Below are 11,774 nucleotides of genomic sequence, written 5' to 3'. Positions count from 1 at the left end.
TGTCGTCCAGGAGCCCGATCATCACGAACTCCCCCGAGCGGAACCGCAGCGTCTGCGGCCGCGTCACCCGGAACGAAAACAAACGATCCGTCCAATGCGTGACCGAAGTCACCGTCTGCGCGTCGGGCATCACGCGCGCGGGCGCGATGGGGCTTTGGTCGTTCATTCTGGTATCCTCAGGCGGTCGCGCGCAGGCGCGATTGATAGCTTTGCGCGGGCAGCGGGTTGCGGGCGAGCCAGCCCTCCCAATTGCATCGCGCGGCCTTGTCGGCACTGACCTCGACGGCATCGAATCCCGCGCGCAAGGCCATGCGATACTGATCGGGGATCAGATCGCCGCTGGCGATCAGCCGACCGGCATAGCCCGCCCGGCGCAGGATCGACGCGAGCGAAAAGCCGCGCCCGTCCGAAAAAGCCGGGAAGGCAATGCGCAGCTCGGGCGCGCCAAGGTCGATCGCGGCAAGCGCGGTGTCGGGCGCGAGCGCCTCGGGCAGGGTGTCAACGATCAGCAAGCTCATGACGCAGCCTCCTCGGTGCCGATACGGACGAAGCGGCCGTTCACCAGATGGATGCCGCATTCCTGTTTGTCGAGGCCGCGCCAGCGGCCCGCGCGGGGGTCTTCGCCCTCGGCCACCTTGCTGGTGCAGGGCGCGCAGCCGATCGAGGCATAGCCCTGCGCGACCAGCGGGTGGCGCGGCAGGTTGTGGCGCAGGATGTAGCGCCCCGCCTCGCCCGGCCCCCAGGCCGCGAGCGGGTTAACCTTGATCCGGCCGGTGCCGTCCTCGATCTCGAAGACCGGCAGATCGGCGCGCTCGCGGGTCTGATGGCGCTTGCGCCCCGTCACCCAGCCCGAGAAGGGCTCGAGCGCGGTTTCCAACACGCGGGTCTTGCGCAGGTCGCAGCAGGCGTCCGGGTCGATCTGGTTCAGGTCACCGCGCGGATCGGCGGCGGCGATGATCGCGGCATCGGGCGCATGGCGGCGGATATTGGCCAGCCCCAGCGTCGAGGCCAGCGTTTCCTGATAGGCCAGCGTCTCGGGGAACAGGAGTTCCGTGTCGATGAACAGCACCGGCCAGTCGCGGTCGATCTGCGCCATCAGATGCAGCAGAACCACCGACTCGGCGCCGAAGCTCGAAACCATCGCGAGCTGCGGGATCTCGGCCCGCGCGAGGCGCAGGATCTCCGAAGCCTCCAGCCCCTCGGCCGCCGCATTGAGGGCAGCGACCTTCACATTCAGATCGTCAAGCGGCATTGGCCTTGGCCTCCGTTTGATACAGTGCGGCACGGAAGGGCTCTGCCCCCAGCCGCCGGTAGGTGTCGATGAAACGCTCGCTGCGGTCGGTGCGCAGGTCGAGATAGGCCAGCAAAAGCCGCTCGAGCGCCGGGATCAGGTCTTCGGCCGAGAAGCCCGGCCCCATGCGGTCGCCAAGGCGCGCGCTCGGAGCCACCGGATCGCCGCCCAGCGTGATCTGGTAATTCTCGACCCCGGCCCGATCGAGCCCGAGGATGCCGATATGGCCGATGTGGTGATGCGCGCAGGCGTTGATGCAGCCTGAGATCTTCAGCTCCAACTCGCCGATTTCATGCTCAAGCTTGAGCGCGTCGAAATGCAGTGCGATTGCCTGTGCCACCGGGATCGAGCGGGCCGTTGCCAGCGCGCAGAAATCGAGGCCCGGGCAGGCGATGATATCCGAGACCAGCCCGACATTCGCCGTCGCCAGCCCCGCCGCCTTGAGCCGCGCATAAAGCGCCGGCAGATCGGCGCGCGCGACATGCGGCAGCACGACGTTCTGATATTGCGAGATCCGCAGCTCGCCATGGCCGAATTCCTCGGCCAGGTCCGCCAGCAGGCGCATCTGCACCGCCGAGGCATCGCCCGGCGCCTGACCATGGGCCTTCAGCGAAACGGTGACGATGGCATGATCGGCGCGGATATGCGGGTTCAGGTTGGTATCGGCCCAGGCGCGGAACACCGGATCGGCGGCATAGGCCGCGTCAAAGGCGCCCGCGTCACGCGCGGCGAAGGCCGGCGGCGCGAATTGCGCGGCGATCTCGGCCAGAGCGGCACGATCGGCACCGCCGAACAGCGGGCGCAGCTCGGCAAAGCGGGCCTCGGTGGCAGCGCGGTAAGCCTCGATCCCGTTTTCCTGCACGGTGATCTTGATCCGCGCCTTGTACTTGTTATCGCGCCGGCCAAGCCCGTTATAGACCGAGACAACCGCCTCCAGATAAGGCAGCAGGTCGGCTTCGGGGAGGAAGTCGCGGATCACTTCACCAAGGATCGGAGTGCGGCCAAGGCCACCGCCGACGATCACCTCGAAGCCCAGCGCGCCATCGCGTTCAACCAGCCGCAGCCCGATGTCATGGGCGCGGATCACGGCACGATCCTCGGCCGAGCCGGTGATCGCGATCTTGAACTTGCGCGGCAAGAACTGGAACTCGGGGTGGTCGGTGGACCACTGGCGGATCAGCTCGGCATAGGGGCGCGGATCGGCGACCTCATCGGCGGCAGCACCGGCGAAGGGGTCGGTCGTCACGTTGCGAATGCAGTTCCCCGAGGTCTGGATCGCGTGCATCTCCACATCGGCCAGCGCCGAGAGGATCGCGGGCACGTCCTCGAGTTTCGGCCAGTTGAACTGGATGTTCTGGCGCGTGGTGAAATGGCCATAGCCGCGATCCCATTTCTCGGAAATCTCGGCCAGCGCCCGCATCTGACGTGCGCTCAGCGTGCCATAGGGCACCGCCACGCGCAGCATGTAGGCGTGCAGCTGCAGATAGAGCCCGTTCATCAGGCGCAGCGGGCGAAATTCATCCTCGCTCAGCGCGCCCGTGAGGCGGCGCTCGACCTGATCCGAGAATTCGGCCACGCGGGCCCGGACAAAGGTTTCGTCCCAGTCGGAATAACGATACATCAGAGCGCCTCCAGTTGCGTGACGCGCAGGCCCGCCGAGGGGCCGGTGGCGCGCAGGCGTTCGCGGATATGGACAAGTTCGGGGCCCTGCAGGCCGGGGCGGGCCTCGGCCAGATAGGGGCCGATCACTTCAAGCGCCTCGCCCTGCGCCTTCAGCAGCAGCACCTCGGCATCGGCCTCGTCGGTCAGCAGCTCCGCCTCGCGCGGGTCCGCGCTCCAGCGGCCATCGACGGTGCGCCAGACGACGGCGCCCGAACGCAGGTGGTTCGCGGTCAGAACCTTGGGTTGGAAAGCACGCGCCATGGATCAGGCCTCCTGCAGAAGATCGGTCAGAAACGGAAAGTCGGAAAGTGCCAGGTTCGCCTGGTCGTCGCTCGCGACGCGGGGATGCGGGGCCAGCCCCAGAAGGATCAGCGCCGGGCCATCGCAGGCCTGGGTAAGAGCGGGCAACTCGGCCAGCCGCCCGGCGCTGACACGCTCGGCCGGGCCCGAGGCGTTCTCGATCACGCTGACCGGCTGGTCGGCGCTGGCGCCATGCATGATCAGGCGCCCGACGACAAAGCGCGCGGCGCGCTTGCCCATGTAAAGTGCCGCCACCGCGCCGGGTGCCGCCAGCGCGCGCCAGTCCTGATCGGCGAAGCCGCGCGCGTCATGGCCGGTGATGATCCGCAGCCCGGCATTGCGCTCGCGCCGCGTCAGCGAGCGGCCGATGCTGGCCGCCGCCGCCGAAGAGGCGGTGATGCCGGGCAGGATGCGCCAGGCCAGACCCGCTGCATCCAGCGCCGCGATTTCCTCGTCGAGGCGACCGAAGATGCACGGGTCGCCCCCCTTCAGCCGCACCACGCGCCCACCGGCCCGCGCCGCGGCCACGAGGCGCGCGTTGATTTCCTCTTGCGGGATCGCCTCGCCGAAGCCGGTCTTGCCGACCTCGATCAGCGCCGCGCCCGGGCGCGCGAAATCGAGCACCTCGGGCGAGACCAGACGGTCATGCAGGATCACGTCGGCTTCGCGGATCGCCCGCGCCGCCCCCAGCGTGAGCAGGTCCGGATGGCCCGGCCCCGCGCCCACGAACAGCACTTCGCCGACCGGCGCCGAAGCCGCCGGGGCCTGGCCCGGACGCGCTGCGCGTTTGAAGATCGAGAAGAAGGACATGGAACACTCCGCTTTGCTTATGCAGAAAATAGGAAATTTTCCCCCATTTCCGCTAGATGGCGCGAGAAATAAGGAGTAATGTGACCAGCAACTTCGCAAGTTTGGGAAAATCGTCTCGATGGATGAGCTGGATCGGAAAATCCTTTCGGAATTGCAGAGCGATGCGAGCAGATCGCTTGAGGAAATTGCCGCCGCCGTCGGCTCTTCGCGCAGCCCGGTATGGAACCGGATCAAGAAAATGCGCGACTCAGGGGTGATCCGCGGGCAGGTTGCGCTGCTTGATCCCGATGCGGTGGGCTGCGGCACCTGCTTCTTTGTGCTGGTGCGCACCTCCTCCCACGAGAAGGACTGGCAGGACAGGTTCCTGCAGGCGATCCGGCGCCGCCCCGAGGTGCTTGAGGCGCATCGTCTGGCCGGCGAGATCGATTATCTTCTCAAGGTGCGCGTGCCCGACGCCAAGGGCTACGACCGGTTCTATCAGGCGCTGATCGCGGATGTGTCGATCTTTAACGTGACCGCGCTGCTGTCGATGGAAGAGATCAAGGCAACGACCGCCTTGCCGATCTGATCCACCATTTGCGACACAGATAGTCGTAATTTCGCCTTGCCCCTCACGGAAAGGCGCTTTACGACACTGTCATGTCGTTTTTTAACAACGCAACCGGTGCCCGCACTCTGAACGCGCACCCGGAGGCCCCCGCCGTTTCGGCAGGGCCCGCCTTGGCCTGCGTAAAGGCCTGCCCTTCCCGAAATTCAGACAGGAGTAACCCGATGAAGGCCAATCTTGCCAAACCGCTGTTCGCCGCCGCGCTGACGGCCCTTGCCACCCCCGCCCTTGCCGAAGACTGCGGCGCAGTCTCGATCGCCGAGATGAACTGGGCCTCGGCCGGTGTCGCCGCCTGGGTCGACAAGATCATCCTCGAAGAGGGCTATGGCTGCGACGTGACGCTGGTCACCGGCGACACCATGCCGACCTTCACCTCGATGAACGAAAAAGGCGAGCCCGACATGGCGCCCGAGCTTTGGGTGAACGCGGTCAAGAACGCGCTCGACCAGGCCGTGGAAGAGGGCCGCATGGTGATCGCGGCGCCGCTGCTGTCGGATGGTGGCGTCGAGGGCTGGTGGATCCCGAAATACCTGGCCGAAGAAACCGGCATCAAGACGGTCGAAGAGGCGCTGGCCCGGCCCGAGCTGTTCCCCGCCCCCGAAGACCCCTCGCGCGGAGCCGTGCACAATTGCCCCTCGGGCTGGAACTGCCAGATCTCCACCACCAACCTGTTCAAGGCCTACGGTGCGGAAGAGAAAGGCTTTGACCTGATCGACACCGGCTCGGCCGCCGGGCTCGATGGCTCGATCGCCAATGCCTATGAGCGCAAGGCCGGCTGGCTCGGCTATTACTGGGCGCCGACCGCGATCCTCGGCAAATACGAGATGGTCTCGCTCGACTGGGGCGTGCCGAATGACAAGGCCGATTGGGATGCCTGCACCTCGCAGGACGATTGCGCCGATCCGAAACCCAACGCCTATCCGATTTCCGACGTGTTCACCGTGGTGACCAAGGAGTTCGCCGAAAAGGCTGGCGTCGCGATGGACTACGTCCAGACCCGCAAATGGGACAACCAGACGGTGGGCAAGGTTCTGGCCTGGATGGACGAAAACCAAGGCTCGAACGAGGACACCGCCTACTACTTCCTTGAGAACTACAAGGACATGTGGACAGCCTGGGTCTCGCCGGAAGTTGCGGCCAAAGTCGAAGCCGCGCTCTGATCGCGCCTTGAACCGAGGGCCGCGCGGCTTGTTCCCGCGCGGCCTTTGCCATTCCGACAACCGGAGGACAGCCGATGGCGACATGCATGGGCCTACCCGAGATACTTTGTGAATTCCCCTCGCTTTCGAACGCGACCCTGCGCGTGATGCGCAAGAGCATCGACGAAGGCTTTCGCGACATCGTGCGCGCCTGGTCGGATGCGATCGACGCAGCGACCGCCCCCTTGCAGATCTTCATGAACGCGCTGGAAGACGGCTTTACCGAGGCACCCTGGCCGGTGATGTTCCTGCTGTTGCTGGTCGTGGTCTGGGCCGGATCGCGCAGCTGGAAGACCGTCGCGGGCACGGCGATGGCGCTGGTCGCGATCGGGGTGTTCCGGCTGTGGGAAGACACGATGACGACGCTCGCCATGGTGACGGTGGCAACCTTCGTCGCGATCCTGATCGGGCTGCCGCTGGGTATCCTGATGGCGCGCTCGGACCGGTTCCAGTCGGTGCTGACGCCGGTGCTCGACGTGATGCAGACCCTGCCGTCGTTCGTCTACCTGATCCCGGTCGTGGTGATCTTCGGCATCGGCAAGGTGCCGGGGCTGATCGCGGTGGTAATCTATGCGGTGCCGCCGATGATCCGGCTGACGAACCTTGGCATCCGGCTCGTGGACCGCGAGGTGATCGAGGCCGCCGATGCTTTCGGCGCGAACCCGCGCCAGAAGCTCTGGGGAGTGCAGTTGCCCTTGTCGCTGCCCACGATCATGACCGGCGTGAACCAGACCATCATGATGTCGCTTTCGATGGTCGTGGTGGCCTCGATGGTCGGCGTCGGCGGGCTGGGCAAGAACGTGCTGCAGGCGATTACCAACCAGTATTTCACCACCGGCTTCCTGAACGGCTTCGCGCTGGTCGCGATCGCGATCATCTTCGACCGCACCTCGCAGGCCTTCGGCAAACGGTTGCAAAAACACACGGAGGCCCGCCATGACTGAGCGTTCCGGCATCCAGATCCGCCATCTCTACAAGATCTTCGGCCCCCGCCCCGGACGCTTCATCAAGAAGGTTCAGGCGGGCATGACCAAGGAAGAGCTAAACGAGCGCCACAATCACGTGCTTGGCTTGCAGGATATCTCGCTCGACCTCGCGGCGGGGGAAATCTCGGTCATCATGGGGCTCTCAGGCTCCGGCAAATCGACGCTGATCCGCCATATCAACGGGCTGATCGCGCCCACGGCGGGCGAGGTGCTTTACGAAGGCCGCGACGTGGTCTCGATGAACGAAGCCGAGCTGCGCGAGTTCCGCCGCACCAAGACCGCGATGGTGTTCCAGAAATTCGCGCTTCTGCCGCATCGCACGGTGTTGGAGAACACGCTTTACGGGCTCGACATCCGGGGCGTGGACCGCGCCGAAGCCGAACCCGTCGCGCGCAAATGGATCGAGCGCGTGGGCCTCTCGGGGTTCGAGGACAACTATCCAAACCAGCTTTCGGGCGGCATGCAGCAGCGCGTGGGGCTCGCGCGCGCGCTCGCCAATGACGCCGATATCCTCCTGATGGACGAGGCGTTTTCGGCGCTCGATCCGCTCATTCGGATGGACATGCAAAAGGTCCTGCTGGAGCTGCAGGAAGAGCTGCACAAGACCATCGTCTTCATCACCCACGACCTCGACGAGGCGCTGCGGCTGGGCGATTCCATCGCGATCCTGCGCGACGGGGCGCTGGAGCAGGTGGGAACGGGGCAGGACATCGTTCTGCGCCCGGCAAATGACTACATCGCCGAGTTTGTCCGCGAGGTGAACCGGGGCCGGGTGATCCATGCCGACCGGCTCGCCCGCCCGCTGACCGAGGGCGAAGAGATGCCCGCGCTCAAGGTGCCGGGTCGCAAGGTGCTGGAGCTTGTCGCGCGCGACATGGCGGCGGCGGGCGCGGACCGGGCGCAGGTCACGGGCCGCGATGGCGCGACGCTGGGCGTGATCGACACGAAGACGATCCTGACCGCGATCGTCACCCCCTCCGAAATCGCCGCAGGGGCCTGAGCCCCACACAGAAAAACGCCGCGCGATCCGAAAGGGCCGCGCGGCATCGTTGTTTCAGGCAGACCGTGCTCAGGCGGTCAGGTCAAACCGGTCCGCGTTCATCACCTTGGTCCAGGCGGCGGCGAAATCAGCCACGAACTTGCCCGCGTTATCGTCCTGGGCATAGACCTCGGCATAGGCGCGCAGCACCGAATTCGAGCCGAACACCAGATCGACGCGGGTCGCGGTCCATTTCACCGCGCCGCTCTTGCGGTCGCGGATCTCGTAGAGGTTCGCGCCGACCGGCACCCAGCTGTTCGCCATGTCGGTGAGGTTCACGAAGAAGTCCGGCGTCAGCGCCCCCACCCGGTCGGTAAACACGCCATGCGCGGTGCCGCCGTGGTTGGTGCCCATAGCCCGCATGCCGCCGACCAGCACGGTCATTTCGGGCGCGGTGAGGCCCATCAGTTGCGTGCGATCCAGCAGCAGTTCCTCGGCGCTGACCACATAGTCCTTCTTGAGCCAGTTGCGATAGCCATCGGCCACCGGTTCGAGCACATCGAAGGACTCCGCGTCGGTCATTTCCTCGGTCGCGTCCCCGCGACCCGGAGCAAAGGGCAGCTCAAGCTCGAAGCCCGCAGCCTTCGCCGCCTGCTCGACCCCGAGGTTCCCCGCCAGCACGATCAGATCGGCGAGGCTCACGCCGGTTTCGGCCGCGATCGGCTCCAGCGCCGAGAGCACACGGGCCAGGCGTTCCGGCTCGTTACCCTCCCAGTCCTTTTGCGGCGCCAGACGGATGCGCGCGCCATTCGCGCCGCCACGCAGGTCCGAGCCACGGAAGGTCCGCGCGCTGTCCCAGGCGGTCGCGACCATCTCGGCACCGCTCAGCCCGGCGGCCGCGATCTTGGCCTTCACCGCCGCCACGTCGTAATCCGTGCGCCCCGCCGGCACCGGATCTTGCCAGATCAGGTCTTCGGCCGGAACGTCCGGGCCGATGTAGCGCGCTTTCGGCCCCATATCGCGGTGCGTCAGCTTGAACCAGGCGCGGGCAAAGACCTCGTCGAAATAGGCCGGGTCCTTGTAGAACCGCTCCGAGATCTCGCGATAGATCGGGTCCATCTTCATCGCCATGTCGGCGTCGGTCATGATCGGGTTGTAGCGGATCGAGGGGTCTTCGACATCGACCGGCTTGTCTTCTTCCTTGATGTTGATCGGCTCCCACTGCCAGGCGCCAGCCGGGGATTTCTTGAGCTCCCAGTCGTAGTTCAGGAGCAGCGCGAAATAGCCGTTGTCCCATTGCGTCGGGTGCGTCGTCCAGGCGCCCTCGATGCCCGAGGTCACGGTATCCCGCCCGATGCCGCGCGACTTGTGGTTGATCCAGCCGAGGCCCTGTTCTTCGATGCCCGCCGCTTCCGGATCGGGGCCGAGGTTCTCGGCGCGCCCGTTGCCGTGGCATTTGCCAACGGTATGGCCGCCCGCGGTCAGCGCCACGGTCTCCTCGTCATTCATCGCCATCCGCGCAAAGGTCTCGCGCACCTGCAGCCCAGTCTTCAGCGGATCGGGGTTGCCGTTCACGCCCTCGGGGTTCACGTAGATCAGCCCCATCTGCACCGCCGCCAGCGGGTTTTCCATGGTTTTCGGGTCGTTCACATCGCCGTAACGCTCATCCGACGGCGCGAGCCATTCCTTCTCGGCGCCCCAATAGACGTCTTTTTCCGGATGCCAGATGTCGGCGCGGCCATACCCAAAGCCAAAGGTCTTCAGCCCCATCGACTGATAGGCCACCGTGCCCGCGAGGATGATCAGGTCGGCCCAGCTGATCTTGTTGCCGTATTTCTTCTTGATCGGCCACAGCAGCCGGCGCGCCTTGTCGAGGTTGGCGTTATCGGGCCAGGAGTTCAGCGGCGCGAAACGCTGGTTGCCGGTGCCGCCACCGCCGCGCCCGTCCGCCGTGCGATAGGACCCCGCCGCGTGCCAGGCCATGCGGATCATCAGCCCGCCGTAATGGCCCCAATCCGCCGGCCACCAGTCCTGGCTTTCGGTCATCAGCGCGGTCAGGTCCTGCTTCACCGCCTCGTAATCGAGCGATTTCACCGCCTCGCGATAATCGAAGGCCGCGCCCATCGGGTCGGTCTTGCTGTCATGCTGGTGCAGGATGTCGAGGTTAAGCGCGTTCGGCCACCACTCCATGTTCGAGTTGCCCGAGGCCGTATTGCCGCCGTGCATCACCGGGCATTTGCCGCTTCCGTCCATGATTTTTCCTCCATCCATCCGGGTTCGGATCGTTGCGTTGGTCGTAGCAAGGGGCTCAGCCCGAGCCCCTCTCTGCGCAAAGGTTTACCGATGCCGATGGATAAACGGAAATTGTATAAATTTAGCTTTTCAATAAGTCTTTATTATGCCAATCAAAGCCAGCCAAGGGCGATACCCCCGCCCGCCCCGAACACCACCACCGCCCAGGCCGGCACGCGCCAGACCATCAGGAGCGCAAGGCACAGCAGCGCAAGGGCAAAATCCGCAAGACCGGTGACCGAAGAGGTAAAGACCGGCGCGTAAAGCGCAGCGCTCAGCACGCCGACAACGGCCGCATTCGCCCCGCGCATCAGCGCCTGCGCCGCGGGACGCGTGCGAAACGCGTTCCAGAACGGCAGCACCCCGACCAAAATCAGGAACCCCGGCAGGAACACCGCGAAAAGCGCCAGCGCGGCCCCGCCAAGCCCATGCGGCGCGGGCCCCAGCACCGCCCCCAGATAGGCCGCGAAGGTAAACAGCGGCCCCGGCACCGCCTGCGCCGCGCCATAGCCCGCCAGAAACTGATCCGCCGAAACCCAGCCGCGCGCGACGGTCTCGGCCTCGAGCAGCGGCAGGACGACATGCCCCCCGCCAAAGACCAGCGCGCCCGCATGATAAAACGCACCGACAACCGCAACCCCCTGCCCCATCCCCGCCAGCAGAGGCAGGAGGACCAGCAAGGCGCTGAACAGCGCAAGCGCGCCAAGGCCGACCCCGCGCGGCACGTCAATCGCCAGAGGACCTCCGGGCACAGGCGCACCCTTGCCCAGCAGCAGCCCCGCCAGAGCGCCCAAAGCGATCGCACCGACCATCCCCGCCGATCCCGGCACCAGCGCGAGCCAGCCCACCGCCGCCAGCGCGATGGCGATCCGCGGCGGGTCGGGGCAAAGCGTGCGCCCCATGCCCCAGACCGCCTGCGCCACCACCGCCACAGCCACCAGCTTGAGCCCGTGCAAGGCGCCTTGCGCGATGGCACCCTCCAGATGTGCGGCCCCCAGCGCGAAAAGGTAAAGCGCGATCGCCGAGGGCAGCGTGAACCCCACAAAGGCTGCCAGCGCCCCGCGCCAGCCCGCCCGCATCAGCCCCAGCGCAAAGCCGACTTGGCTCGACGCGGGGCCCGGCAGGAACTGGCACAGCGCGACGAGGTCGGCATAGGCGGCCTCCGACAGCCAGCGCCGCCGCGTGACCAGCTCGTCGCGGAAGTAGCCCAGATGCGCCACCGGCCCGCCGAACGAACTCAGCCCAAGGCGCAGAAACACCCCGAACACCTCACGCGCGCGGTGCGTATTTGCTTCGTCCACCCGGTTCTCCTTGTCCGAGACCAGCGCTCGCCCCCAGGCGCATTGCGCGAAATTCATTAACAGGTTAGCTCTTTAGCACGCAATTATCGTAGCCATAGTTGCCATTGAGGGCTCGGATTACCGAAACGCCGTGTGACCTGCCCCCCGCGAAATCCCTCACTTTAATGCAGAGTCTGCACCAACTCTGAAGGAGCAGACACATGCGTAAGAGCCGTTTCACCGAGGCGCAGATAATCGGGATGATCAAGGAACAGGAGGCCGGGATGCCGACGGCTGAGGTGTGCCGCAGGCACGGCTTGAGCACCGCGACGTTCTACAAACTGAAGGCCAAGTATGGCGGCATGGAC

Annotated in this window: 12 protein-coding genes and 1 pseudogene; 5 read left to right on the top strand and 8 right to left on the bottom strand. The window is 65.8% G+C overall.

Going from position 1 to position 11,774, the window contains the following annotated elements:
- From CLN94_RS14185 to cobA, 6 genes and pseudogenes are all read right to left on the bottom strand, one after another.
- A pseudogene (locus CLN94_RS14185) lies at window positions 1-166 on the bottom strand (ferredoxin--NADP reductase); the annotation flags it as partial.
- A gap of 10 nt (window positions 167-176) precedes the next feature.
- Window positions 177-518, bottom strand: a complete 342-nt coding sequence (locus CLN94_RS13645; protein ID WP_096434570.1) for a DUF934 domain-containing protein — start codon at window positions 516-518, stop codon at window positions 177-179.
- Window positions 515-1,252, bottom strand: a complete 738-nt coding sequence (locus CLN94_RS13640; RefSeq protein WP_096434568.1) for a phosphoadenylyl-sulfate reductase — start codon at window positions 1,250-1,252, stop codon at window positions 515-517. The genes CLN94_RS13645 and CLN94_RS13640 overlap by 4 nt, the downstream gene beginning before the upstream one ends.
- A complete protein-coding gene (locus tag CLN94_RS13635) occupies window positions 1,242-2,912 on the bottom strand; it encodes a nitrite/sulfite reductase (protein WP_096434566.1) in 1,671 nt (556 codons plus the stop codon). Before CLN94_RS13635 ends, CLN94_RS13640 begins: the two co-directional genes overlap by 11 nt.
- Window positions 2,912-3,214 (bottom strand): DUF2849 domain-containing protein, encoded by a 303-nt coding sequence (locus tag CLN94_RS13630; protein ID WP_096434564.1) that lies wholly within the window; start codon window positions 3,212-3,214, stop codon window positions 2,912-2,914. Before CLN94_RS13630 ends, CLN94_RS13635 begins: the two co-directional genes overlap by 1 nt.
- 3 nt (window positions 3,215-3,217) lie before the next feature.
- Window positions 3,218-4,063 (bottom strand): uroporphyrinogen-III C-methyltransferase, encoded by an 846-nt coding sequence (gene cobA, locus CLN94_RS13625; protein WP_096434562.1) that lies wholly within the window; start codon window positions 4,061-4,063, stop codon window positions 3,218-3,220.
- A 118-nt stretch (window positions 4,064-4,181) separates the two neighbouring features.
- On the opposite strand from cobA, the gene CLN94_RS13620 reads away from it, so the two are divergent.
- The 4 genes from CLN94_RS13620 to CLN94_RS13605 all read left to right on the top strand — a co-directional run bounded on the left by CLN94_RS13620 (window position 4,182) and on the right by CLN94_RS13605 (window position 7,855).
- Window positions 4,182-4,631, top strand: a complete 450-nt coding sequence (locus CLN94_RS13620) for an Lrp/AsnC family transcriptional regulator (protein WP_096434560.1) — start codon at window positions 4,182-4,184, stop codon at window positions 4,629-4,631.
- A gap of 203 nt (window positions 4,632-4,834) precedes the next feature.
- Window positions 4,835-5,830 (top strand): ABC transporter substrate-binding protein, encoded by a 996-nt coding sequence (locus CLN94_RS13615; RefSeq protein ID WP_096434558.1) that lies wholly within the window; start codon window positions 4,835-4,837, stop codon window positions 5,828-5,830.
- Window positions 5,831-5,904: 74 nt separating this feature from the next.
- Window positions 5,905-6,813 carry an ABC transporter permease gene (locus CLN94_RS13610; RefSeq protein ID WP_096434556.1) on the top strand — a complete coding sequence of 303 codons (909 nt, stop codon included), beginning with the start codon at window positions 5,905-5,907 and terminating at the stop codon, window positions 6,811-6,813.
- Window positions 6,806-7,855 (top strand): quaternary amine ABC transporter ATP-binding protein, encoded by a 1,050-nt coding sequence (locus CLN94_RS13605; RefSeq protein ID WP_096434554.1) that lies wholly within the window; start codon window positions 6,806-6,808, stop codon window positions 7,853-7,855. The genes CLN94_RS13610 and CLN94_RS13605 overlap by 8 nt, the downstream gene beginning before the upstream one ends.
- A gap of 69 nt (window positions 7,856-7,924) precedes the next feature.
- Here the strand turns inward: CLN94_RS13605 and katG are convergent, their stop codons facing one another.
- Both katG and chrA read right to left on the bottom strand, forming a co-directional pair.
- Complete coding sequence (gene katG / locus CLN94_RS13600; protein WP_096434552.1) at window positions 7,925-10,087, bottom strand: catalase/peroxidase HPI; 2,163 nt, start codon at window positions 10,085-10,087, stop codon at window positions 7,925-7,927.
- Window positions 10,088-10,239: 152 nt separating this feature from the next.
- Window positions 10,240-11,427 (bottom strand): chromate efflux transporter, encoded by a 1,188-nt coding sequence (gene chrA / locus CLN94_RS13595; protein ID WP_245845250.1) that lies wholly within the window; start codon window positions 11,425-11,427, stop codon window positions 10,240-10,242.
- A 200-nt stretch (window positions 11,428-11,627) separates the two neighbouring features.
- On the opposite strand from chrA, the gene CLN94_RS13590 reads away from it, so the two are divergent.
- The coding region (locus CLN94_RS13590; RefSeq protein WP_143598917.1) for a transposase at window positions 11,628-11,774 on the top strand (147 nt) is incomplete at its 3' end.

The sequence above is a fragment of the Pseudothioclava arenosa genome (genome assembly GCF_002358085.1).
In the GTDB taxonomy this organism is placed as follows: Bacteria; Pseudomonadota; Alphaproteobacteria; order Rhodobacterales; family Rhodobacteraceae; genus Pseudothioclava; species Pseudothioclava arenosa.
The sequence above is the reverse complement of the archived record's forward strand: the minus strand, read 5'-3'. Positions and strand labels throughout refer to the sequence as shown.

Coding starts and splice junctions, on each gene's coding strand:
- CLN94_RS13645 (WP_096434570.1), bottom strand. CDS start 518: ATGAGCTTGCTGATCGTTGACACCCTGCCCGAGGCGCTCGCGCCCGAC.
- CLN94_RS13640 (WP_096434568.1), bottom strand. CDS start 1,252: ATGCCGCTTGACGATCTGAATGTGAAGGTCGCTGCCCTCAATGCGGCG.
- CLN94_RS13635 (WP_096434566.1), bottom strand. CDS start 2,912: ATGTATCGTTATTCCGACTGGGACGAAACCTTTGTCCGGGCCCGCGTG.
- CLN94_RS13630 (WP_096434564.1), bottom strand. CDS start 3,214: ATGGCGCGTGCTTTCCAACCCAAGGTTCTGACCGCGAACCACCTGCGT.
- cobA (WP_096434562.1), bottom strand. CDS start 4,063: ATGTCCTTCTTCTCGATCTTCAAACGCGCAGCGCGTCCGGGCCAGGCC.
- CLN94_RS13620 (WP_096434560.1), top strand. CDS start 4,182: ATGGATGAGCTGGATCGGAAAATCCTTTCGGAATTGCAGAGCGATGCG.
- CLN94_RS13615 (WP_096434558.1), top strand. CDS start 4,835: ATGAAGGCCAATCTTGCCAAACCGCTGTTCGCCGCCGCGCTGACGGCC.
- CLN94_RS13610 (WP_096434556.1), top strand. CDS start 5,905: ATGGCGACATGCATGGGCCTACCCGAGATACTTTGTGAATTCCCCTCG.
- CLN94_RS13605 (WP_096434554.1), top strand. CDS start 6,806: ATGACTGAGCGTTCCGGCATCCAGATCCGCCATCTCTACAAGATCTTC.
- katG (WP_096434552.1), bottom strand. CDS start 10,087: ATGGACGGAAGCGGCAAATGCCCGGTGATGCACGGCGGCAATACGGCC.